Source organism: Pseudoalteromonas atlantica (assembly GCA_007988745.1).
Lineage (GTDB): Bacteria > Pseudomonadota > Gammaproteobacteria > Enterobacterales > Alteromonadaceae > Pseudoalteromonas > Pseudoalteromonas atlantica.
The window spans coordinates 40,529-62,826 of record BJUT01000014.1; the positions used below are offsets into that span (position 1 = coordinate 40,529).

Below are 22,298 nucleotides of genomic sequence, written 5' to 3' on the forward strand. Positions count from 1 at the left end.
TATAACTTTAAGCTGGTGCAGTTTTACTCCAGCATGAAAAATACGCAATTAAACTTTTATCTTTTCCTTGAGCCTTTGCTCTCGCTCCCCTAAAATAGCGCCCTGCAAAATTACTGAGGTCGGCCGTGTTAGTTAATTACAATCCCCCAATGAGTCCGTATTTAACAATACTGCACCAAGATGACGACTTGCTCATCGTTAATAAACCCAGCGAACTTTTAACCGTCCCAGGTAAAGATCCAAAACATGCCGATAGCTTAATTAATCGCGTTAACCGTGTTTTTCCTACAGCTAAAATAGTGCACCGCCTAGATATGGCAACGTCAGGCATACTTTGCCTTGCAATGAATAAGGCAGCTCATAGGCATTTAAGTATGCAGTTTCAAGAACGTGAAACTGCAAAACGCTATATTGCACGTGTTTACGGCCAACTTGAGCAAGATACCGGATCGGTTGATTTGCCACTTATATGTGATTGGCCTAATCGTCCTAAGCAAATGGTTGATTATGAAAACGGTAAGCCCTCGCTAACCCACTTTAAAATACTTGCACGAGAAGCGGGCGCAACACGTGTAGAGCTCACGCCAATTACGGGGCGCTCGCACCAATTACGCGTGCACATGCTAAGCCTTGGCCACCCAATACTGGGCGATAGACTTTATGCCCATAAAGAGGCCCTAGCCGCGGCGCCACGTTTACAACTACATGCGCAAATGTTGCAACTAAAACACCCCGCGACCGAGCAAGTACTGACCTTTGAGGTAGAGCCCGACTTTTAATAGATAAAGCCCGCAAAGTTAGTACTAAACTTTTACCTTAGCGCGCCGATACTTAGTTATTACTCACGTTTTGGGCTTACTATGATATCTGCGCAGCTAATCAAAAAAACGCTACAAAGTGTATGTTGTTGCTCTGCGTTATGCTTAAGCGCATATGCCAGTGCTGCAGAGCATATAGCCCCACCTTCTTTATCAAGTATCGAAAATAGCGATATAAAACGTCTACTACCCAATGATGAAGTTAAACCCATACTTGCTGGTGATACAGAATTTTTAAGTTTGTATAGCGAATACATGAGCCGCGATTTTAGAGGTATTGTATTACTCATCCCTGATTGGAATTCTACCCCCACCAGCAATGCTGGCATGAGTTACCTGCGAAAAGAGCTTACTAATTTAGGTTACACAACCTACGCCATGACAGTACCCGATATAGATTGGCAAGCAAGTAAAATGGCTTCACAAGCAGATACCCAATCAAGCACGCAATCAAGTACGCAAGCGCAAAATGAAGAGCCAACAAAAACGGCGCAAAGTAACAGCGACGGTGCTGTTACAACGGCTCAAGAGCCACACTTTGTTAATGCCATTGATTTGGTGAGTAACGAGGTACTAAGCAGTTATAAAACTAATTTAATAATGCGTTATGAGGCGCTCTATCAAAACGCAATGAGTGAGCCAAATAATATTGTCGTCATAGCACAAGGTACCAGTGCGGGAGTATTGCTAGAATACTATGCCGATTTTCCTGACTCGCGAATAGATGCGTTTATAAGCTTAAGTAGTTATTTACCTAATACACAGCGCAATAAAGGTTTAGCGCAAACCACATCGCTGGTGACCCCCGCCTTGCTTGATATTTACTATGCAAATGACAATACCGATATACTTATGAGCCTTAAAAACCGCCAGCGCTGGGTAAATCGAAATGCTAAATTTGATTACCGCCAGCGCCAACTCTTTGGCCTGCGCGATGCGCCAGAGCAGCATGCACGGTTAACTAAAGTGATAGACGGTTTTTTACGCCGCCTTTTTTAAATACTCGTAAGCCGCTTGAATATCTTGGCTTTTTTTAACTGCTACTTCCATCATGTGTTTAGGTAGCCCTTGAGATACTAATTTATCAGGGTGATGCTGCGCCATTAATTTACGATACGCTACTTTAATATCTCGTTGCGTCGCGTCACTACTTAATCCTAATAAAGCCAAGGCCTGTGAGCGGTTCATGCTGTTATTAGGGGGCACATGATGACCAGAACCTTCACGGTAACTGCTACTTTGACCTTGCTGCTGTTGCCTATACTGTTGTTGCTGCTGTCTAAAACTAAATTCAGCTTGGTAACGCTTAAGAATAAAAGCAAAATGGGTTTTAGAAATACCTAATTGCTTACTTACCTCTTGTAACAGCTGTTTTTCTTGCTCTGCGAGCACGCCATCAGAAAACGCCATTTGAATTTGAATTTCTAAAAACAGTTGCAGTAAGTCGTAACGTTTTGCAAAGCGTTCTTTAAAGTCATGTACTGTTTCTTTAATCGAAAAGTCGCTGTCTTTACCTGATTGAAATGCATGCTGAGCTTCGCGGCGCTCATCGCCCTTTAGCCCCATTTCATCCATAAACATACTTGCCGCTTTTATATGCACCTCGCTTACGCGACCGTTCGACTTTGCAATATGCCCCATAACCGCAAAGCAGCTCGAAAAAAACAACGCTTGGCGCTCGTTTACATCATCACCTTTAAACAAACCTGAAAAGCCCCCGGCTTTATCAAAATCGTTTTTTAAGCTTTTATCAAATAAATGGCCGAGGTATAAACCTAAAATGGCGCCAAAAATTTTGCCAAACATAAAGCCAAAACAAAAACCGAGTATTTTTCCCCACATCTAATTAACTGCCTCTATTAAAGTGTGTTTTGTATGCGCTCGTTGAGCTGCGCGAGTCGCTGTGGTGTGCCTATATCGTCCCACTGACCGATATAAAGCTCAGTTGAGATAACCTGTTTGGCGAGTTTTTCTCGCAGTATTGGCCCAAGCGGGCGTATGCCAGGCTCTAAACTTTTAAAAAAATTAGCGTGGTAACGGCTAATTCCCGAAAATGTATACTTTTGACTCTCAGCCGATAAGTGACTTAACGCAAAATCCCCTTTTTCGTTATGAGGTGGGTTTTCTACTAACACTATGTGGGCCTCGCCGTCTTGCAGGTGCAATTGTGTAAGCGCACTCACATCGTAATCTGTGTATACATCGCCATTAATTACAATAAATTGCTCACCTAGTAATGGCAGCGCCTGAATAATTCCGCCTGCGGTTTCAAGGCCGCCCTCAGCCTCTTGGCTATATTCAATGCGCACACCAAACTCAGCACCATTTTTAAAATAGCTTTTTATTTTATCCCCTTGCCAAGCTAGGTTTATAACAATGTTAGTAATGCCAGCGGCTTTAAGGTTATTAATATGGTGCTCAATCAGCGGTTTACCCGCCACTTTTAGCATAGGTTTAGGCATAGCTTGTGTAAGCGGCATCATTCGCTGGCCGCGCCCGGCAGCTAAAATCATGGCTTTCATGTGCGCTCCTTAGCTAATTTTAGTGTTACCTGCGGTATTACAATGCTGCTTACCCACTCACTTAACGCTGCAAGCTCTGGATAGGTTTTAGCAACATCAACAATGTAATCCAACGTCGGTAAAATATTATCAAGGTAGCCGGTTTTACCATCGCGTAAATAGAGCCGGCAAAATATTCCCGCTGCCTTTAAATGGCGCTGAATACCCGTTAAATCAAACCACTGTTTAAACTGCTCAAAAGAAGTATCTGTTATTAATTTTTGCGCTGTAAATTCTTCATAGCCGTACTCAAGCAGCTGATTAAGCTGTGCTTGTGGCAACTTAAAGTAGCAATCACGTAGCAGCGACACTAAGTCATAGCACAGCGGCCCGCGCACGGCATCTTGGTAATCTATAATTGCCCACTGCTCATTGCTATACATAATATTACGGCTGTGATAATCACGATGAACCGTCACCTTAGGCTGCGCTAGCATAGCGTTCGTTAATAGCTCACAGCTTTGCTGCCAAAGCGTTTGTTGCTCAGTATTTAATGTTAAGCCAATAAAATCAGTAACCAGCCATTGGCTAAAAATATTCAGCTCAAGGTGAATAAATTCTTTATTATAATTTTGCATAGCTGCTGATTCAGGTGTTTTGGCCCAGCTTGCCGCTAAACGGATTAATTGCTTGTAATATTCATCTCTATTTGGCTCATCGAGCTTATCGGCTAAGTGTGTATTTCCTAAGTCACTTAACACAAAAAAGCCCTGTTCTTCATCGCTTGCAATTATTTCAGGCAATAAAAAGCCGTTGTCGGTGAATACTTTATTAAGAGAGATATACGGAGCGTTATTTACTTTTTGTGGGTCGGAGTCCATCACAATAAACGCTTTTCCGGCACAGCTTAAACGGTAATAACGGCGAAAGCTGGCATCCCCAGTAATGGCTACTAAGGAGTGTGGTTTAGCATCAAAGTGCGTATTTATAAATAGTTGTAAATTATCAAAGCGTGTCATTATATAAGATGTCTATTTTTATAGGTCAATTACTGTATTTGCCATTGTTTTCCTTTATTATGTCTAGCTTATAATAAACCAAAGAGCATTAAGGTCGATAAATGAGCAAAACCTGGGGCATATTGATGCTAGGCGTAATTAGCGCACCATCGCTTGCCGAAACTGAACTGGCACACAATTTATGTGGCATTTCAATGCAAACCAGAGCTTGGCAACCTCTACCAAATTTAGCGGTAGGATCGGTTGATATACAAGCTGACGATGTAGAGCTCCTAGGCACACAAAGCGCTGAATTTACCGGCAATGTTGATATTAACACCCTTGATATGAGTTTGTCCGCACAAACTGCGCTTATAGATAAACAGCGCGGTTTGCTTAATGCAACAGGCCCTATTACTTATCAAGACCGGGTAAGCCAAGTAAACAGCTCAGGTTTAAATGCCGATTTAAATAGTTCAGAAATAAGCCTACTAGGTGCCGATTACAGCTTAACAGCGCAACAAGGTAAAGGTGGCGCCGAAAAACTCACTGTCAACGAGTCTGGCTTATTGTTAATGAATGCAAGCTTTACTACTTGCCCAAGCGATACACCCGTGTGGGAAATAGAAGCCGACGAAATTAACCTCTCTCGTGAAGAAGGCTGGGGCGAAACCTATAATGCCGTTTTACGTATTCTTGATACCCCCGTTTTATATTTACCTTATTTCACGTTTCCACTGGATGAGCGACGCAAGTCGGGCTTATTAACACCTAGCATTTCGAGCTCCGACCGTTACGGCCTTGAAACTGTTACGCCTTATTATTGGAATATTGCGCCTAATTTTGACGCCACTATTACACCACGTTATATGTCGCGCAAAGGCTTACAATTGCAAACCGAGTTTAGATACCTCACGGAGCAACATGAAGGCTTAGTCGGTATTGAGTATTTAGATAGCGATGATTCGGAGCCAAGCCTTGATGAGCGCTATATGTTTCATTGGCAGCAACAAAGCTATTTAAGTGAAGACTGGCGCGCCAATATTGATGTAACTAACGTCAGTGATGACAACTACATCACCGATTTAAGCTCTAATTACGCAAATAAAACCGATACCCAACTTTATCGTACCGGCTCTGTGACTCACCTTGGTGACACATGGCGTACCGATATTAAATTTCAAAACTTTGAAGTACTGGGCGATCACTTAGAGTCGTATGCCGCGGTTCCACAAATTAGCTTTACACAAACCGCCCCATGGCGTTTTGATAACTTTGACTTTAGTTTGTCGGGTGAAGTAAGCCACTTTACCAACGAATCTTCAGAAATTGCCATAGACAGTGCTACCCGTGTACACGTAGAGCCAAAAGCACGCTTTAACTACGCAACACATGCGTGGTCGTTTCTCTCAGAAGTGAGCTTATTGCAAACTAACTACAAGCAAAGTGGTAATTTAACGGGCACTCAATATAGCGATAGCGTTTCGCGTACCTTGCCAAAAGTACGTTTGTACTCGCAGCTTAATTTTGAACGTGACACCTCGACCTTTTTTGAAGATGGCATTCAAACTCTTGAGCCACAAATACAGTATTTATATACCCCTAATAAGGATCAATCTGAGATAGGCCTATTTGACACCACTCGCCTACAGGATGACTTTTTTGGCCTATTTAGAGATACGCGCTTTTCGGGTGTAGACCGTATAGCCGCAGCTAACCAATTTACGTTAGGTGCAACAACACGCTTATTTGATAATAAACACGAAGAAGTGTTTAACTTTAGCGCGGGTCAAATTTTTTACCTAAACGATTCGGCTAAACCTACCGAGCAAGATTTAGACTCAGAGACAAACTACAACGCCCTTTTTGCAGCGCAAACAATGCTACATTGGCACCGCCGTTGGTACCTCTCAGCGGGTATGCAATACGACACGGATGGTAAGCAAATGATCCAGTCAAATGTCACCCTCGATTACAAAGGTGACAATAATGAGCTAGTTCAATTGAACCATCGCTATGCAAATGATGTCTCAGGAAATACAATCGAGCAAACGGGTGTATTTACAAGTATCCCAATTAGTGACCATTGGCAATTTATTGCAAGCTACCACCGGGACCTTGAAAATAATCGAAGCATCGAATTTTTAAGCGGATTACAGTATGAATCATGCTGTTGGGCAATCCAAATTACTGGTCACCGTCAGATTGAAACCGATTTAAATCAGTCTATCGGGCAGCAACAAGCCACTTTTGATTCAGGTATTAGTTTAAACTTTGTATTAAAAGGACTTGGCAGTAAGAGCCGTTACGATGCACAAAAATTATTACAACAAGGTATTTTTGGCTACCGTAGACCGTATTTTCTTAATAATTAAGGCAAACGAGCAATTAAGGTGATACTTTAAAGCCCTAAAATGCAGTACGCCCTGTTTTAAAGCAGTACTATTAGAAGAGTAGTAAAAAGAATATGAATTTAAAAAAACTATTATCAACAGCTATTTTAAGCTTAAGCTTATGCCATGGCGCATTTGCCGCCCCACAGGAAATCGACAAAGTAATTGGTGTTGTAAACCAAGGCGTAATTTTAAAAAGTGAAGTAGACACCATAATTAATCGTGTTAAAAAGCAAGCCGCAGAGCAAGGCCAACAACTTCCTAAAGACGAAACGCTTCGCGTACAAGCCGTTGAGCGTTTAGTTAACCAAACGCTTATGATGCAAATGGCTGAACGTATGGGCCTTGAAATTTCAGACAGCCAGTTAGACCAAACACTCGCGAATATGGCAAAAGATCAAGGCGGCAGCATTGCCGATCTTCGTCGTACCATTGAAGCCGCTGGCGAGAGCTTTCAAGCTTACCGCGAAGAAATTCGTAAAGAGATCACCACCCAACAGGTTACCCGTGCCAATGTAGATCGTCGAATCTATATTAGCCAACAAGAGGTAGATAACCTGTTAAAAATAATGGAAAGCCAAGGTCAAAACTCTGAAGAGTATGATATTGGCCACATCCTTATTGATATTCCTAACGATGCAACAGCAGATGAAATCACCAGTGCGAAAACCCGTGCTGACAAAGTTATTGAGCTATTAAACGATGGCCAAGAGTTTAAACGCATCGCTATTTCATCATCAGGTGGCTCAAAAGCGCTTGAAGGCGGACAACTCGGTTATATGAGTATCAACGAAATGCCTTCGTTATTTGCCGAAGCTGTAAAAGGTCAAAAGAAAGGCGCTATTGTTGGCCCGCTTCGCTCGGGTGCTGGCTTTCATATAATTAAGGTGCAAGATGTACGTGGTCGCCAATTAGTAGAAACTACAGAAGTACGCTCACGCCATATTCTTATTAAGCCTTCAATTATTTTAAGTGAAGAAAAAGCACGTAGCATGCTAGCAGGATTTGCCAAAGATTTACGCGCAGGAAACGCTGACTTTGCTGAGCTTGCTAAAGAATACTCAGAAGATCCAGGCTCAGCCCTTAAAGGCGGTGAGTATGATTGGACTGACCCTACAACGTATGTACCGGCGTTTAAAGATACTTTGTTATCACTTGATAAAAATCAAATTAGTGAACCATTTAGAACACAATTTGGTTGGCACATAGTACAACTTTTAGATAAACGTGTAGCAGATAAAACCGAGCTAGCTAAACGTAACCGTGCGCACGGCATGTTGTTTAATCGTAAATTTAAAGAAGAAAGTTTTAACTGGCAGCAAGAAATGCGCGAACAAGCCCATGTTGAAATTTTCCCTATAGACGAGTAATTATGACATTACGAATTGCAATTACCCCGGGTGAACCTGCGGGGATTGGCCCTGACTTGCTGCTGCAATTAGCGCAGCAACCATGGCAAGCTCAACTGGTCGCTATCGCCGACAAACAGTTATTAAAAGAACGCGCTCAACACTTGGGCCTTAATATTGAGCTAATTGATTTTGATGAAAATGCCCCTGCAGCTATAGCGCCTGCAGGTAGCATTTATATTCACCAAGTAGATTTAGGTACTGACGTTAAGCTAGGTGAACTAGACGACTTAAATGGCCAATACGTGCTTGATACCTTACGTATTGCCAGCGAAAAAAATATGGACGGCACCTTTGATGCCGTTGTCACAGGCCCTGTTCACAAAGGGATTATTAATAAAGCCGGTATTTCCTTTAGTGGCCACACTGAGTACTTTGCTCAGCAATCGGGCACCTCTGATGTAGTAATGATGCTAGCAACTGAAGGCTTGCGTGTTGCCCTAGTAACAACGCATATACCACTGGCTTATGTATCGCGTGCTATTACACAAGAGCGCTTAACTAAAGTTATTAGTATTTTAAACCACGACTTACAAACTAAGTTTGGTATTGAGCAACCAAAAATTTTAGTGTGTGGATTAAACCCCCATGCCGGCGAAGACGGTCATTTAGGCACTGAAGAAATAGAAACAATTTCACCTACGCTTGAGCTTTTAAACAGCCAAGGCATGAATTTAATTGGTCCGCTTCCTGCTGATACCCTATTTCAGGATAAATACCTCTCTCAAGCCGATGCCGTGCTTGCTATGTATCACGATCAGGGTTTACCTGTGCTAAAATACAAGGGATTTGGTAACTCGGTAAATATAACCTTAGGTTTACCATTTATCCGCACTTCGGTTGATCACGGTACTGCGCTTGATTTAGCAGGCACCGGTGACGCTGAAGTTGGCAGTTTTGAATTAGCGATCCGCGAAGCAATTAAGCTCGCCCATGAAAAAGCACAGAATCAATGACCGATAAAGTACATTTAGGACACCGCGCCCGTAAACGTTTTGGGCAAAACTTTTTATTTGATGAATCTATCATTGATAAAATAGTGACTGCAATCGATCCTAAACCACAAGACAACCTAGTAGAGATTGGCCCAGGTTTAGGCGCAATTACCGAGCCTGTTGCTGATTTAAGCGGCCAACTTACTGTTGTTGAGCTAGATAAAGACTTAGCTCAGCGTTTAATTGAGCACCCTTTTTTAGGTCCTAAATTAAACGTAAACCAAGGCGATGCAATGAAGTTTGACTTTGCAAGCCTTGTACGCGATGACAAAAAATTAAAAGTGTTTGGTAACCTGCCTTACAATATTTCTACGCCATTACTGTTTCATCTTTTTGAGTTTGCTGATCATATTGAGCACATGCACTTTATGCTGCAAAAAGAAGTAGTAAAACGTATGGTTGCAGGCCCAGGCAGCAAAACTTTTGGCCGCTTAAGCGTGATGACACAATACTACTGCCACGCAATGCCCGTGGTTGAAGTACCGCCAGAGTGTTTTAAACCAGCACCTAAAGTAGACTCTGCGGTTATTCGTCTGATCCCTAAAAAAGCCGAGCAACGTACCGCTAAAAGCGTGAAAATTTTAAACACCGTGTGTTTAGAAGCCTTTAACCAACGCCGTAAAACATTGCGTAACAGCTTAGGCAACTTACTCACCGCAGATGAGCTTACCAGCATTGGTATTGATATTACTTTGCGTGCTGAAAGCCTAACGTTACAACAATTTATTGATATAGCTAATTGGATTTATGACAACAAGCAGTAATATTGGCTCTCCTGTAAAAGTCTCTGTAGAGACTTTTTATGTTGAAGGGCAATCTCAGCCTGAGCTAGAAAAGTACGTTTTTGCCTACTCAGTGACAATTAAAAACCACAGTCTTTGCAGCGCTACACTTTTAAGCCGTTATTGGTTGATCACCGATGCCAATGGTAAAGAAGTTGAAGTAGAGGGCGAAGGCGTTGTGGGCGAAACCCCCGTTATAGGCCCAGGCGAAACTTATAAATACACCAGTGGCGCAATATTAGACACCCCTGTTGGCACCATGCAGGGACACTACACACTGCGCAATGAGTTTGGCTCTGAGTTTGAAGCACCTATAAGCGTATTTCGTTTAGCGTGCCCTAACATTTTACATTAGTAAAAAGCGCCATGGCTGATTACGCAATTGGTGATTTACAAGGCTGCTTTAAAGAGTTTAGCCGCTTGCTCAAACGGGTTGACTTTAACCCAAGCAAAGATCACCTTTATTTAGTGGGCGATATCGTCGCACGTGGGCCGGACTCCCTAGCCTGCCTAGATTATATTTATCGCCATCAAGACAGCATGACTGTTACTTTAGGCAATCATGATTTACACATGGTTGCCTGTCACTATCTGAATAAGCCAATAAACCCCAAAGATAAACTCGGTGCTATTTTTGATAGTAAAAAGCTTCCTCACTATATCGCCTATTTGCAAACTCAGCCGCTTGCTATTTATTTAGCACAGCACCGCAGCTTTATATCGCATGCAGGGCTTAACCCTAATTGGTCTATAGAAAGCGCACTTAAACACGCACAGTTTGCTCAGCGTTGTTATGAATCGGCTAATGCTAAGCACTTTTTTGAAAAAATGTATCAGCCCCACCCCGCGATATGGCATGACGATTTAAACGAATTTGATAAGTTTAGATACATTGTTAACTACTTTACCCGCATGCGCTTTTTAACCAGCAACAACACGTTAGAGCTTAGTGCGAAAGGCGCAATTAACGATAATAAAACGTTAACAGCCTGGTTCACTCATCCTAATATAAAAGCATTAGAAAACAACCTTATATTTGGCCATTGGGCCGCTCTTGAAGGGATTACTCAGCTCAATCACATACATGCGCTCGATACCGGATGCGTATGGGGCGGTGCTCTAACGATGATGGACTTGCAAACTAAGCAAAAAATAGTAGAAAAGCCGACGCTTTTATCTAAATAAACTGTAAAACCCCAGCACATATGTTAAATTTAAATTAATAGATATTAATTGCTTAACTTATTGGTTAAAGAGCCGATAAGATGTGATTGAAGTACTTTAATTGGAAATCCATATGAATCTGACAGTAAGCCAACGAATTTGGTGTGGTTTTATATTTATCACCTTATTACTCATAATCATTGGTGGTAACTCTTTAATAAAAATTGCGAGCATTGACCGCTCTACCCAGCAGGTAAACCAGTTATCACTGCCCGCGCTTAATAAAAGCTCAGAACTACAAGCTGAATTTATTTTAATGAGTAAAGCAGCCCAAGCTAGTTTTTATACCACCTCAAGCGCACAGCTCACCCCTATAAAACAAAAAGTACTTGAGCAAAAAGACAAATTCAACTCGCTGCACGCCGACCTTCAACGTGTAGTAAAAAACGATGCATCACTGAGTCAAAAAAGCCAAGCAGTAGAAAAAACCTACTTAAGCTTTTTAGGTACGGTCGAAAACCTATTAGCTGATAAAGATAAACAACTAGCACTTAAGAAAACCCTCACAGCACAGCTTGAAACAATTGAGATTGCAGCTGAAGATGCCAACTCAGTCGTGCTTGATATCACAGATATTACTAACTTTGAGCAAAACCACCCACGCGCTTACCAAGCTGCCAATAACTTAGAAAACAACTTTCTGTCTGTGGTGAGTAACAGTACCGATATGCTCACGGTTAAAACGACAAACACCTTAGATATTGTAAAAAATGAGCAAGCTTATTACCTTGACGAAGTAATTCGTACTTTAACGTTAATAAAGCCAGCTATAGAGCAAGATAACAACGACCTATACAGTGATTTACAAGCATACGTTGATACCCTGATAGAAAATATCAGCGGTAATAATAGCCTAGCGGCCAATAAGCAGCGCCTTATTGACGCTATCGCACTTACCGAAAAAGAACTTGCCCAATCAGAGCAAGCGACCACTATGGCACTGTCGCAAATTGATGATTTAGTAACACAAGCAAGTACTGTAGCTTACAAATTACAAGAAGGTGTTCGCGAGGATGTAGACTCAGCGACGCTCTGGACATGGGCAGGTATGATCATCGCAACGTTAATTGCAATTGCAATTGCGATTCTTACCGTTAATAGAATCACTAAGCCATTGGCTGAGGTTAATCGGATTTTAGATATTGTTGCCAGCGGTGATATGACCCAACGCTTAGATGACTCTGCAAAAGATGAATTTGGCGAGCTATCAAAAAGCTGTAACACCCTTATAGATAGCTTACGTAGCTTAATTAAAGGCATTATTTCACGCTCAACTCAATTAGCAGCGGCGTCTGAGCAAACATCGGCCATTACCGGTGAGTCAAGCCAAGCTATTCGTAACCAACAAGCACAAGTAGAGCAAGCGGCAACCGCCACAACCGAAATGAGCAGCACGTCGCAAACAGTAAGCAACAGCGCACAGCAGGCACTTAACGAAATTAAAAATGCCGATAAAGAAGCTGAACGTGTAAAAGGTATTTCTCATCAAAATAAAGCCACTATTGAGCAACTTGCTCGCGAGGTGGACGATGCATCAGGTGTTATTAATAAGCTTCATCAAGACAGCGCATCTATAGGCAGTATTTTAGATGTAATACGCGGCATTGCAGAGCAAACCAACCTATTAGCACTTAACGCTGCAATTGAAGCGGCACGTGCCGGTGAATATGGCCGAGGTTTTGCGGTAGTAGCGGATGAAGTACGCTCACTGGCAAGCAAAACGCAAGAGTCGACCCAAGAGATACAATCTATGATTGAATCGCTTCAAAGTGGCGCAGAAGCGGCTGTAACAGCAATGGATAAAGGTAAACAGCAAGCAGAATCATGTGTTGAACAAAGTGACTTAGCAAGCAGCGCATTAGACTCAATTACACTTGCCGTATCGCAAGCACACGATGTAAGTGAAGAAATCTCTACCGCAGCTCAAGAGCAACAACAAGTATCACAAGAAATTAGTGAACGTTTAGAATCTATTGTAGCCATAGCCGAGCAAACAGCTGAGGGTGCAAATCAAACAAACATTTCAAGCTCAGAAGTAGCCAAACTTGCTGAAGAGCTAAGAATATCGGTAGAAAACTTTAAGGTGTAATGCACACCTAACAGCAGTAAATTAACGCAATAAAAAACCCGATACTGTTACTCAGTATCGGGTTTTTTGTTTACTTGTTTTAACGCTTAGCGAGAAGCACGCTGGCGATTGCCGCCCACTTTAGGCTTAGTGTTAGCCTTTTTAAATTGGCTAAACCCAGTATGGCGAGTTAAGGCTGGGCGCCCTCCTTTACCTTTACCAGCGCCTTTATGTGCTTTTTCATCGCGGCCTTCTTCTGGCACTAAGCAATTTGGGCCTTTACCAATTAAATTGGCTTTCCCCATACTACGCAGTGCATCGCGGATCATTGGCCAACCCGATGGATCGTGATAACGCAATATGGCTTTGTGTAAGCGACGTTGGCGCGCTCCTTTTGGCACGGGTACTTGCTCTTTGTTGTTTTTAATATTACGCAATGAGTTCATTTCTGTATGGTAAATGGTGGTTGCATTGGCCATAGGCGACGGGTAAAAGTTTTGTACTTGGTCTAACTTAAAGTCGTTAGATTTAAGCCACAATGCCATGTTAACCATGTCTTCGTCTTTGGTACCTGGGTGCGCTGAAATAAAGTACGGTATTAAATACTGCTTTTTACCCGCTTCTTTTGAGTACTTATCAAATAGTTCTTTAAATTGATCGTAAGCACCCATACCCGGCTTCATCATTTTAGACAAAGGGCCATCTTCTGTGTGCTCGGGGGCAATTTTTAAATAGCCACCCACATGATGTGTCACCAGCTCTTTTACATAGCGAGGGTCTTGTACGGCTAGATCGTAACGAACGCCTGAGGCGATCAAAATCTTTTTAATGCCTTTCACTTCACGGGCTTTTTTGTACAAATCGATAGTAGGTGTATGGTCTGTATCCATGTGCTTACATATATCAGGGTAAACACATGAAAGTCGTCTACAGGTACTTTCTGCTTTTTTGCTCGTACAGCGTAATTTATACATGTTGGCCGTTGGGCCACCTAAATCAGAAATAACACCGGTAAAACCAGGTACTTTATCTCTAATTTGTTCTATTTCGTCAATAATCGACTCTTGCGAGCGACTTTGAATAATACGTCCTTCATGCTCGGTAATAGAGCAGAACGAACAGCCACCAAAACAGCCACGCATAATATTAACCGACGTTTTAATCATATCGTAGGCTGGTATTTTTGCATCACCATAACTTGGGTGCGGTATACGCTGATAAGGCAAACCAAATACATCATCCATCTCATGGGTTTCGAGCGGGAATGCCGGCGGGTTAACCCAAATAGAGCGATCGCCATGGCGCTGAAATAACGCACGAGCACAACCTGGGTTGGTCTCTTGGTGCAAAATGCGCGAAGCATGGGCATAAAGCGGTTTATTAACACTTACTTGCTCAAATGCAGGCAGTTTAACGTATGTTTTTTCCCACGGTTTAGGACGTGCAGGCTGAATAGTTATAGGTTTAGCGGCCTCGGCTTTTAAATCAATACCGGCTTGCTTAAACTCTGATTTACTACACCCAACATCATCAGCCCCATAGGGGTTTGGAATAGGGTCAATTTTGCCAATTTTATCAATCGCTGTTGAATCACTTCCGCGCCAGCCCGGTATTGGCTCTTTACGAATAACCGCTGTACCACGAATATCCTGAATTGTATCCATAGTTTCGCCAGCGGCTATACGGTGGGCTACTTCCACCAGCGGGCGCTCTGCATTACCATAAATAAGGATGTCGGCTTTGGCATCAAATAAAATACTACGGCGTACTTTTTCTTGCCAGTAGTCGTAATGAGCAATACGGCGCAAGCTTGCTTCAATACCACCAATAACAATAGGCACACCTTTGTAGGCTTCGCGTAAGCGCTGAGAGTAAATCATCACCGCACGGTCAGGGCGCTTACCACCCACATTACCTGGTGTATAGGCATCGTCATGGCGCATTCGTTTTTCTGCCGTGTAGCGGTTGATCATCGAATCCATGTTGCCGGCTGTTACACCAAAAAATAAGTTTGGTTTACCAAGCCCCATAAAGGCATCTTTTGATTGCCAATCTGGCTGAGCAATTATACCCACTCTAAAGCCTTGCGCTTCAAGTACACGGCCAATTACCGCCATACCAAAACTAGGGTGATCTACATAGGCATCGCCGCTAATAATTATAATGTCGCAGCTATCCCAGCCAAGAGCGTCCATTTCTTCGCGAGTGGTAGGTAAAAATGGGGCGTTGCCATAACATTCAGCCCAATATTTGGGGTATGAAAATAGCGCGCGTTCAGCTTTAAGGGAGCTCATAGTTTTGGCCGTAGAATAACAAAAGGCGCGAATTATATCCTAATACATTGCTTATTTATACAACATTGCCTAGAGATATCGCGCCTACTGTAAAGTCTGTTGATATTAAGTTTTTTTATTTCGCTCTTTAATAAACTCTAAAAGTTCGTGCTCAGGCATTGGCTTAGCGTACATAAAACCCTGTACTTCATCACACCCTAAGTTTTTCAAAAACTCTGCCTGCTGCTGTGTTTCTACACCTTCAGCAATTGTTTTTAGTCCTAGTTTAGCACCAAGCGACACCACTAAAGCAGCAATAGCACCGGTATCGTTATCGGGTAAATCTTTTACAAATGCGCGGTCTATTTTAAGCCTATCAAGCGGTAAACTTTGTAAGTAACTTAACGAAGAAAAGCCCGTTCCAAAATCATCAATCGCCACTTCTACGCCTAATTCTTTTAACTCTTTTAGGGTATTGATCACGGTTTCTAATTCATCCATTACCACGCTTTCAGTCACTTCTAACTCTATATTGCAGGGTTTAACGTCGTACTTTTGTAAGGTGTTTTTTACTGTTTTAGCGTAGCCTTTAACCTTAAATTGCGGCACAGATACATTTACAGCAATGCAAATTTCTTCACCGAGTGCCTCTAAGCGTTTTTGCTGTTGGCAAGCTTGTTCTAAAACCCATTGGCCAATATCAACAATTAAACCGGCATCCTCTGCTAAAGGCACAAACACCGCAGGAGATATAAACGAGCCATCTTCTGATGGCCAGCGCAGCAATGCTTCACAGCCAATCAAAGATAAATTATCAAGTGAAAGCTGAGGCTGATACCACACTTGGAGTTTTTGCCGAGCAAAGTCATGACGTAACTGCCTAATAATACCTAAGCGCCAAGCCATTTTGTCTTGCATATCAATATCGTAGTAAATACCCTCTTTGCATTTAAGCTTTTTAGCTTGGTTTAATGCAATATAGGCAACTTTGAGTGTATCTAACCCAGTACTTTGAAAGTCTTGCTGCTGACATAAACCAATTCTAAAATCGACAGGCAAAATATGCTCGCCAGCACTAAAAGGCACACTTAGCACGTCGTTAAATTGTTCAAGGTCAAACTCCGTTTGGCGAATAATAAAGCCAAATACATCTGCGCCAATACGCGACAATAACTTTGCGTCTGGGTAAGCATCTTTAAGCCGCTTTACAATCTCGATTAACAAATGATTGCCAATTTCTTGTCCTAAGCCATTGTTAATATCTGCAAAACCAATCACATCAATTAATACAAAAACGTAGTCATTAACATGTGGTTTTTGATAACGCACCACCCGCTCAATAAAATTAGTACGATTAGAAATACCGGTCAGTACATCTTTGTAGGCCGCATCTCTTAGTTTTACAAACAGCCTTACGTTATCAAGGGCTACACTCACATTAGTAAGAAAAATCTCTGCAAATTGCAGCTGCGCATCACTCGGTTTATGCTCGCACTCTAAATAAATAGCAGCCTGGCGGTGCTTACTTTTAACAATAAAAGTTACGCTCGAATCAGTTTGGCAATGCTGGGCCGACTCAAAACACTGCTCTACTTGTTCAAGCGCAACGCTATCAACATTAGCAAGCTTTTCACCAAAGTAGCTCTCATAATGGCCACTACCACCCAATACTTGAATAAAGTTATCGCCATCTAGCTTACTGCATACCAACCCAACTTGTTGGCACTCTAAAATAATACCCAAGTGTTTAATAATCTCTTTGCATAACACTTTAATATCGGTAAGCCCTAAAATAGACTTTGAAGCCGAAACAATGGTGTTCATCGCATCACTTTGATACTCAAGTTGGCATACTTGCTCGTACGAGCGAATAGCGGTAATTAAAGAAGTTACTAATTTAGAACGAGTTAACTCTGTTTTTGTTTTATAGTCGTTAATGTCATATTCGCGAATTACTTTTTCTTCTGGGGTGTTGCCCGCTTGGCCGGTTCGTAAAATAATTCGCACATGCTGATTGTTAAGCTCTTCGCGTACGCGTTTTACAACTTGCAAACCCGCATCATCAGATTCCATCACTACATCTAAAAAAATAACGGAAATTGTATTATTGTTTTTGAGTATTTCGATGGCTTCGCTGCCAGAGTACGCATCGTGAAAACGCAGCCCTGCCCCCCAAAACTCTACGCCCGACAATGCAAGCTTAGTCACTGAATGTATTTCAGGATCGTCATCAACGATCAAAACATCCCAGAAATCAGATAATTCTTGGGTTATTTCTTCTTCGCTGTCTGGCGCTAAAAATAAAAAATCGCTTTGCTCTGACGACATTATCTACCCTTTATCAGTTTTAATACTTATATAAGCTCATACCTATGTGCTAAAAATATATTTTTGGTTTATAGGCTAATTCATACTATAGTCGATTAATAAAAAGTTGTTATATTTCAAACTAAAAAACTCGTAAAAGGTGTGCCTATTAAATTTTTTAAAATCCTTATAAAAACGCTCTTATTGTTAGTTTTAGTGGCTATTTTGATTGGTTTAACCCTGCCGCAAAATTACAGCGTAAATAAAAACATACAAATAAATGCCAATGTAGCGACCGTTAAATCGCTGGTCTCTGACTTTAGCCTTTGGCATACATGGTCGCCTTGGGGCAAAGTAGATCCGTCTATCACTTTTACTTTAGGCGAACCTAGTCGCGGTATAGGCGCGCATCAATCGTGGCAAAGCGACTGGGGGTATGGAGAAATGACCATTACTTCGCTTTCACAAAATAAAATGACCTTTAATGCACTTTTAAAAAATGAGCATATTATTGAAGGTGAAATTACATTTACCGAAGTAGAAGGTGTGGTAAATGTAACGTGTAATATTAATGGCCAAACCAATACCCCGCTAATTTCGGGTTATCTATCAATTTTTAGTGAGTATGTATTAAGCAATACAGTGTCACTTGGCTTAAATAACTTACAAACAGTGGCGCAATTACGCGACCAAAAAACACAGCTGGATAACGATGACAGTAAAATCAGCCCAAGCGAGAATTAACCTCGCCAATATCATTGAGTCTTTACTTGGCTACCCCGTAAAAAAAATAACCACAAATATTGGGCAACCAAGTACAGATCAAAGTTACGGCTCTAAAGGCGATCTAAACCCGCTTTATCACATAAATAGCGATAACCCTATTTTAGCGCGCGCCCAAAAGCGCCAAGATTTACTGCTTATAAAACAGCAGCAAAATATAGAAACCATTTTAGCTAAAGCAATGGGATTTTGCCCCGATGTGGCAAGCAATAAACAACCAGATGCCGACTGGGTAGAGCGCTTTATTGCCTTATGTGAAGACACCTCAAATGAATCGATGCAAACACTATGGGCTAAAATTTTAACTGGCGAGACGCTCAACCCCGGTACATTTTCTATAAAAAGCTTACAAACACTCAAGCATATGACCCAACGCGAAGCTGATGCATTACAAAAGTGTGTATCGCTGAGCAGCTACAACGCAAAAGACGACAGCCACTTTATTTTATTGGGGTTTTATAAAAAGCCTTCACTTTTCGACTTACTACGAAAAGGCAATAAGGTATCGCTAAATTTAGGAAAAACGGGGATCAGCTTTCCTGACATTTTAACGCTTATGGATCTTAATTTACTCTACAGAAAAGAAATAGAATCGGCGGTATTAAAAGCAGGCCAAGAACTCACCCTGTCGTTTTTATCGCAAAAAGTGACGTTAAAAGCTAAAAGCAGTGACTTAGTATTAAGCTATTACAAGTTTACCCAAACAGGCGATGAGCTTTCTAAGCTTATTAATTACCCTGTAAATAAGGTGTATAAGCAATTAATTAATAATGCATTGGAGGGAGAATTTGATTTAACGTGGCATGTTAATAAATAACACACCACGTAGTAGGTCCACTAATTAAAAGTGAACTTGAATACCCGCAAATGGGCCTGATGCGTCAATATCGGTATTAATATCATCAACATCATCTAGCTCTAACGTCATTGAGCGGTAACCCGCTTTAATAGCTACATCTACCGCTAGGTTATCAATAAGTTCATACGCTACGCCTACTTGGTAGTCTTGTACTTTACTATCGTCGATAGCCAAAAAGCTGCCTTCAAAAAACACGCTTAAACCCGTAAATGGTAAGCCTGCTTCAGCACGGCCATACGCAAGTGGAACAAAGCCCGAAAAATCTTTAGTCTCAGAAAAGTTAGTGCCGCCTTGTTGAGTAGTACCAGTTACAACAATGTCACCGTCAAACTGCTTTGCGTTTAAACCTAAATCAATTGAAATTAAATCGTTATCAAAAATTTCGTAATAAAGAATGTAATCAATGTGAGTTAAATCACTTAATGTATTTGCAGTTGTACCAACCACGTAATCTGAGCCATTAAAGCTAAACGTATCAGTAAGGGTTGCTGAGCCATTAAGTTCAAGCTCAGTGTATTTAAGCTTTAGGTTAGGAACTAATGGCACTGGGTGCTCTAGTGCCGCGTAGTAGCTAATAAAGGTTTCGTCTTCAAAATTAAAATCTTGTGGTGCGTTATCTTTGTAAGAAAACTGACCGTCGTTATCTGACTGCCAGCCATCAACACCTACATATAAACCTAATAGAGTGTCTGCCTGTGCTGCAGGGGCTAAACATGCCATTGAAAGGGCAGCTGCTAAACAATACTTTTTCATTTTTTATCCTTGAGCTAGTAGTTCGCTAAGTTCGATTAAAGCCGCATTGGCTCTTGAAATATAATTTGCCATAACTAAAGAATGATTTGCCACAAAGCCAAAACCATTCCCGTTTAATATAATTGGGCTCCACACGGTTTCTTGTGTTGCCTCAAGCTCACGTATAATTTGCTGTAAGCTTACACGTGCATTTTTCTTTTCTAATACATCAGCAAAGTCATACTCAACCGCTTGTAAAAAGTGTAATAACGCCCACGTTGCACCGCGCGACTCATAAAACACGTCGTCTATTTCCCACCACGACGTTCTTACTTGTTGCTGAAGTGGTGTGTAGGTCGCTTGCGTGTTTGAAGAATTACCGGCTAAATCGGTATTTACTTTGTCTTGGCCAACACTTGCACTTAAACGCTGACTTAAACTACCTAAACGCTTTTCGGCTTCTTTTAACCAGCTACGTAGATTATCTGCACGTGAATAAAATTGGCTATCGCGCTCATGCTCGTTAGCAATTTGTGAGCGGTATACAAGAAGGTAGTCGATTCCCTTTTGGTACTCTCCCTCGGCACTTGGCCATGCCCATGCTTCAGAGCTAATATTAAATTGCGGCTGCGCTTTTTTAAGGGCTTCATGTTCGGTAGATTGCGACTGTGAACGGCTAAAATCTTTACGCATTGATAACGCTAAATCACGCACCATTTCAAGCGCGCCATATTCCCACGCTGGCATATCATCCATTATCACACTTGGCGGCATCACATCGTTTGATAAATACCCACCTTGCTTATCAAGTAATGTGCTAGCAACGGTAATAAGCGTTGAGGTGGTTGTATAGCCTGTTACCATTTTTTCGTTGCGTGCTTGCGCCGTTTCTTTTGCATTAGTTACTACGTTAAAACGTGCCGGCTCAATGCTCCAATAAACTGCAATAGCGTAAAAAATAATAAGTAGTACCACTAAGGCACCAGCTATTTTTCCTTTATGTTGCGACATTTATCCTCCTAGTGATGAGCGTGTTGTTTTTTAGATGGCTTTGAATGCGCAGCTTGCGCTTCAAGCGAAACCACTTGAGCATTAGTAAACAAGCGGTTACCGTCACTAAAATATAGCGTGAGTTTACGTTCTTGCCCTACTTTTAGTGGCTCTTGTGGATCAAATACCATTAAATGGTAACCACCAGGCTCAAAACTTAGGCTTTCATGGCCCTTAATAGTAACGGCTTTAACCTGTTGCATTTTCATCATGCCATTGACATGTTTGTGCTCATGTATTTCTACACGGCCTAAACCTTCGATGGTTGCTTTAGTTAATTTAGCAACACCACCACCGTGGTTAGAAATTGTTAAATAGCCAACACTCGACTTACTACCAGGCAAAAACGCCCTTACTTGTGCATGGCTTACTTCAAGCTTAGCTTCGTCTGTATCGTGGCTGTGCCCAGCGTGTGCAGCAACCGATGACGAAAACACATTAATCATTAACGCCGAGGCCATAAAAAAGCACTGCTTCATCATCGCTCTATTCCTTGTGAAAGCATAAAATTTCACTTTAAATTTAACATAGTTAACTAATAATAGTCAGTTAAATTAAGGCTTAAGAGGTTACTTTTTTGTTATCGAGCACCAACCAGCACAGTACAGCTACAAATAATAATGGCCAGGCTATCATCACTGAACCAAATAACAGTGCCAAAATGGTGCCAACCAGCGCGACAATCCCTGCGCCTATTAACCCCATGGTCAATAAAGCCATTACGGCTACCACTGCAATAATAGCGACTAATACACCAGCCAGCTCAAGCCCCACCCAGCTCATATCTGCAATCCAAAGTGGAAACTGCCATGAATCAAAATGTATTAGCGACACAGTATCAGTAAAAAGTAACACATATACGACAACACATATTGCTAAGGTTTTCATATCCCTCTCCTAATACGCACGCTCTTCAAGGCAGCAGTGAGCAATCAAATAACCAAGCGCTACTGCAAACGGAAAACTTATAAATAATAAAATTGTTACTAAGCGTGTTGACCACACTGGAAAATCAAGGCGACGCGCTAACCCACTGCATACGCCCGATATTTTTTTATTCAGTGAATCTTTGTACCAACTACGCTGTGCTTTAAAGTTATTCATAC

The 22,298-nt window shown here is 41.7% G+C and carries 21 protein-coding genes; 11 read left to right on the forward strand and 10 right to left on the reverse strand.

The annotated features are described in order from the left end of the window. Positions 1–125 precede the first annotated feature (125 nt). Together rluA and PAT01_RS08365 are read left to right on the forward strand one after the other, a co-directional pair. On the forward strand, positions 126–779 hold the full coding sequence (rluA, locus tag PAT01_RS08360) for a bifunctional tRNA pseudouridine(32) synthase/23S rRNA pseudouridine(746) synthase RluA (protein ID WP_095206678.1): 654 nt from the start codon (positions 126–128) through the stop codon (positions 777–779). Between the two features lie 81 nt (positions 780–860). Beyond that, positions 861–1,817, forward strand: a complete 957-nt coding sequence (locus PAT01_RS08365) for a DUF3530 family protein (protein ID WP_154945318.1) — start codon at positions 861–863, stop codon at positions 1,815–1,817. On the opposite strand, the gene djlA is transcribed toward PAT01_RS08365, so the two are convergent. The 3 genes from djlA to PAT01_RS08380 are packed head-to-tail and all read right to left on the reverse strand — an operon-like array spanning position 1,800 to position 4,338. Further along, positions 1,800–2,660: a co-chaperone DjlA gene (gene djlA / locus PAT01_RS08370; RefSeq protein WP_029773301.1), complete on the reverse strand. Its 861-nt coding sequence runs from the start codon at positions 2,658–2,660 to the stop codon at positions 1,800–1,802. The two genes, PAT01_RS08365 and djlA, sit on opposite strands and share 18 nt — an antisense overlap. Positions 2,661–2,677: 17 nt before the next feature. Further along, positions 2,678–3,340, reverse strand: a complete 663-nt coding sequence (gene murU / locus PAT01_RS08375) for an N-acetylmuramate alpha-1-phosphate uridylyltransferase MurU (protein WP_154945319.1) — start codon at positions 3,338–3,340, stop codon at positions 2,678–2,680. Further along, entirely contained in the window at positions 3,337–4,338 is a 1,002-nt protein-coding gene (locus tag PAT01_RS08380) for an aminoglycoside phosphotransferase family protein (RefSeq protein ID WP_154945320.1), read from the reverse strand. Before PAT01_RS08380 ends, murU begins: the two co-directional genes overlap by 4 nt. A gap of 101 nt (positions 4,339–4,439) precedes the next feature. On the opposite strand from PAT01_RS08380, the gene lptD reads away from it, so the two are divergent. The 7 genes from lptD to PAT01_RS08415 all read left to right on the forward strand — a co-directional run bounded on the left by lptD (position 4,440) and on the right by PAT01_RS08415 (position 13,209). After that, positions 4,440–6,692, forward strand: coding sequence for an LPS assembly protein LptD (lptD, locus tag PAT01_RS08385; RefSeq protein WP_154945321.1), 2,253 nt, complete (start codon positions 4,440–4,442; stop codon positions 6,690–6,692). Between the two features lie 92 nt (positions 6,693–6,784). Beyond that, positions 6,785–8,080 carry a peptidylprolyl isomerase SurA gene (gene surA, locus PAT01_RS08390; protein ID WP_154945322.1) on the forward strand — a complete coding sequence of 432 codons (1,296 nt, stop codon included), beginning with the start codon at positions 6,785–6,787 and terminating at the stop codon, positions 8,078–8,080. A 2-nt stretch (positions 8,081–8,082) separates the two neighbouring features. Next, positions 8,083–9,075: a 4-hydroxythreonine-4-phosphate dehydrogenase PdxA gene (pdxA, locus tag PAT01_RS08395; RefSeq protein WP_024031517.1), complete on the forward strand. Its 993-nt coding sequence runs from the start codon at positions 8,083–8,085 to the stop codon at positions 9,073–9,075. Then, entirely contained in the window at positions 9,072–9,878 is an 807-nt protein-coding gene (gene rsmA, locus PAT01_RS08400) for a 16S rRNA (adenine(1518)-N(6)/adenine(1519)-N(6))-dimethyltransferase RsmA (protein ID WP_004585856.1), read from the forward strand. The genes pdxA and rsmA overlap by 4 nt, the downstream gene beginning before the upstream one ends. Continuing rightward, positions 9,862–10,251, forward strand: coding sequence for a Co2+/Mg2+ efflux protein ApaG (gene apaG, locus PAT01_RS08405; protein WP_004585855.1), 390 nt, complete (start codon positions 9,862–9,864; stop codon positions 10,249–10,251). Before rsmA ends, apaG begins: the two co-directional genes overlap by 17 nt. An 11-nt stretch (positions 10,252–10,262) precedes the next feature. Next, positions 10,263–11,081, forward strand: a complete 819-nt coding sequence (locus PAT01_RS08410; protein WP_154945323.1) for a symmetrical bis(5'-nucleosyl)-tetraphosphatase — start codon at positions 10,263–10,265, stop codon at positions 11,079–11,081. Between the two features lie 112 nt (positions 11,082–11,193). After that, positions 11,194–13,209: a methyl-accepting chemotaxis protein gene (locus PAT01_RS08415; protein WP_154945324.1), complete on the forward strand. Its 2,016-nt coding sequence runs from the start codon at positions 11,194–11,196 to the stop codon at positions 13,207–13,209. 86 nt (positions 13,210–13,295) lie between these two features. On the opposite strand, the gene PAT01_RS08420 is transcribed toward PAT01_RS08415, so the two are convergent. Both PAT01_RS08420 and PAT01_RS08425 read right to left on the reverse strand, forming a co-directional pair. Beyond that, positions 13,296–15,482 (reverse strand): YgiQ family radical SAM protein, encoded by a 2,187-nt coding sequence (locus tag PAT01_RS08420; RefSeq protein WP_154945325.1) that lies wholly within the window; start codon positions 15,480–15,482, stop codon positions 13,296–13,298. Positions 15,483–15,587: 105 nt separating this feature from the next. Continuing rightward, entirely contained in the window at positions 15,588–17,789 is a 2,202-nt protein-coding gene (locus PAT01_RS08425) for a bifunctional diguanylate cyclase/phosphodiesterase (RefSeq protein WP_154945326.1), read from the reverse strand. Between the two features lie 141 nt (positions 17,790–17,930). Between PAT01_RS08425 and PAT01_RS08430 the strand changes: the two genes are divergently transcribed. Then, positions 17,931–18,512 (forward strand): SRPBCC family protein, encoded by a 582-nt coding sequence (locus PAT01_RS08430; RefSeq protein ID WP_004585850.1) that lies wholly within the window; start codon positions 17,931–17,933, stop codon positions 18,510–18,512. Further along, positions 18,481–19,368 carry a TIGR03899 family protein gene (locus PAT01_RS08435; RefSeq protein ID WP_154945327.1) on the forward strand — a complete coding sequence of 296 codons (888 nt, stop codon included), beginning with the start codon at positions 18,481–18,483 and terminating at the stop codon, positions 19,366–19,368. The genes PAT01_RS08430 and PAT01_RS08435 overlap by 32 nt, the downstream gene beginning before the upstream one ends. Before the next feature lie 24 nt (positions 19,369–19,392). On the opposite strand, the gene PAT01_RS08440 is transcribed toward PAT01_RS08435, so the two are convergent. The 5 genes from PAT01_RS08440 to PAT01_RS08460 form a co-directional block, all read right to left on the reverse strand. Then, complete coding sequence (locus tag PAT01_RS08440) at positions 19,393–20,163, reverse strand: TIGR04219 family outer membrane beta-barrel protein (protein ID WP_004585848.1); 771 nt, start codon at positions 20,161–20,163, stop codon at positions 19,393–19,395. 3 nt (positions 20,164–20,166) lie between these two features. After that, the gene (locus PAT01_RS08445) at positions 20,167–21,153 is read right to left on the reverse strand and encodes a DUF2333 family protein (RefSeq protein WP_004585847.1); all 987 of its coding nucleotides are present in this window, start codon (positions 21,151–21,153) and stop codon (positions 20,167–20,169) included. A gap of 8 nt (positions 21,154–21,161) precedes the next feature. Beyond that, positions 21,162–21,674, reverse strand: a complete 513-nt coding sequence (locus PAT01_RS08450; protein WP_029773289.1) for a copper chaperone PCu(A)C — start codon at positions 21,672–21,674, stop codon at positions 21,162–21,164. A 79-nt stretch (positions 21,675–21,753) separates the two neighbouring features. Continuing rightward, positions 21,754–22,080 (reverse strand): hypothetical protein, encoded by a 327-nt coding sequence (locus PAT01_RS08455; RefSeq protein ID WP_154945328.1) that lies wholly within the window; start codon positions 22,078–22,080, stop codon positions 21,754–21,756. A gap of 9 nt (positions 22,081–22,089) precedes the next feature. Then, positions 22,090–22,296 (reverse strand): PspC domain-containing protein, encoded by a 207-nt coding sequence (locus PAT01_RS08460; RefSeq protein ID WP_154945329.1) that lies wholly within the window; start codon positions 22,294–22,296, stop codon positions 22,090–22,092. Positions 22,297–22,298: the final 2 nt, after the last annotated feature.

Excerpts from the sequence above, each read along its gene's own strand:
- surA (WP_154945322.1), top strand. The coding sequence starts at position 6,785 with ATGAATTTAAAAAAACTATTATCAACAGCTATTTTAAGCTTAAGCTTA.
- PAT01_RS08425 (WP_154945326.1), bottom strand. The coding sequence starts at position 17,789 with ATGTCGTCAGAGCAAAGCGATTTTTTATTTTTAGCGCCAGACAGCGAA.
- PAT01_RS08435 (WP_154945327.1), top strand. The coding sequence starts at position 18,481 with ATGACAGTAAAATCAGCCCAAGCGAGAATTAACCTCGCCAATATCATT.
- PAT01_RS08445 (WP_004585847.1), bottom strand. The coding sequence starts at position 21,153 with ATGTCGCAACATAAAGGAAAAATAGCTGGTGCCTTAGTGGTACTACTT.
- murU (WP_154945319.1), bottom strand. The coding sequence starts at position 3,340 with ATGAAAGCCATGATTTTAGCTGCCGGGCGCGGCCAGCGAATGATGCCG.
- PAT01_RS08410 (WP_154945323.1), top strand. The coding sequence starts at position 10,263 with ATGGCTGATTACGCAATTGGTGATTTACAAGGCTGCTTTAAAGAGTTT.
- PAT01_RS08460 (WP_154945329.1), bottom strand. The coding sequence starts at position 22,296 with ATGAATAACTTTAAAGCACAGCGTAGTTGGTACAAAGATTCACTGAAT.
- PAT01_RS08455 (WP_154945328.1), bottom strand. The coding sequence starts at position 22,080 with ATGAAAACCTTAGCAATATGTGTTGTCGTATATGTGTTACTTTTTACT.
- rsmA (WP_004585856.1), top strand. The coding sequence starts at position 9,072 with ATGACCGATAAAGTACATTTAGGACACCGCGCCCGTAAACGTTTTGGG.
- pdxA (WP_024031517.1), top strand. The coding sequence starts at position 8,083 with ATGACATTACGAATTGCAATTACCCCGGGTGAACCTGCGGGGATTGGC.
- PAT01_RS08420 (WP_154945325.1), bottom strand. The coding sequence starts at position 15,482 with ATGAGCTCCCTTAAAGCTGAACGCGCGCTATTTTCATACCCCAAATAT.
- PAT01_RS08380 (WP_154945320.1), bottom strand. The coding sequence starts at position 4,338 with ATGACACGCTTTGATAATTTACAACTATTTATAAATACGCACTTTGAT.
- apaG (WP_004585855.1), top strand. The coding sequence starts at position 9,862 with ATGACAACAAGCAGTAATATTGGCTCTCCTGTAAAAGTCTCTGTAGAG.
- djlA (WP_029773301.1), bottom strand. The coding sequence starts at position 2,660 with ATGTGGGGAAAAATACTCGGTTTTTGTTTTGGCTTTATGTTTGGCAAA.
- PAT01_RS08450 (WP_029773289.1), bottom strand. The coding sequence starts at position 21,674 with ATGATGAAGCAGTGCTTTTTTATGGCCTCGGCGTTAATGATTAATGTG.
- PAT01_RS08365 (WP_154945318.1), top strand. The coding sequence starts at position 861 with ATGATATCTGCGCAGCTAATCAAAAAAACGCTACAAAGTGTATGTTGT.
- PAT01_RS08440 (WP_004585848.1), bottom strand. The coding sequence starts at position 20,163 with ATGAAAAAGTATTGTTTAGCAGCTGCCCTTTCAATGGCATGTTTAGCC.
- lptD (WP_154945321.1), top strand. The coding sequence starts at position 4,440 with ATGAGCAAAACCTGGGGCATATTGATGCTAGGCGTAATTAGCGCACCA.
- PAT01_RS08415 (WP_154945324.1), top strand. The coding sequence starts at position 11,194 with ATGAATCTGACAGTAAGCCAACGAATTTGGTGTGGTTTTATATTTATC.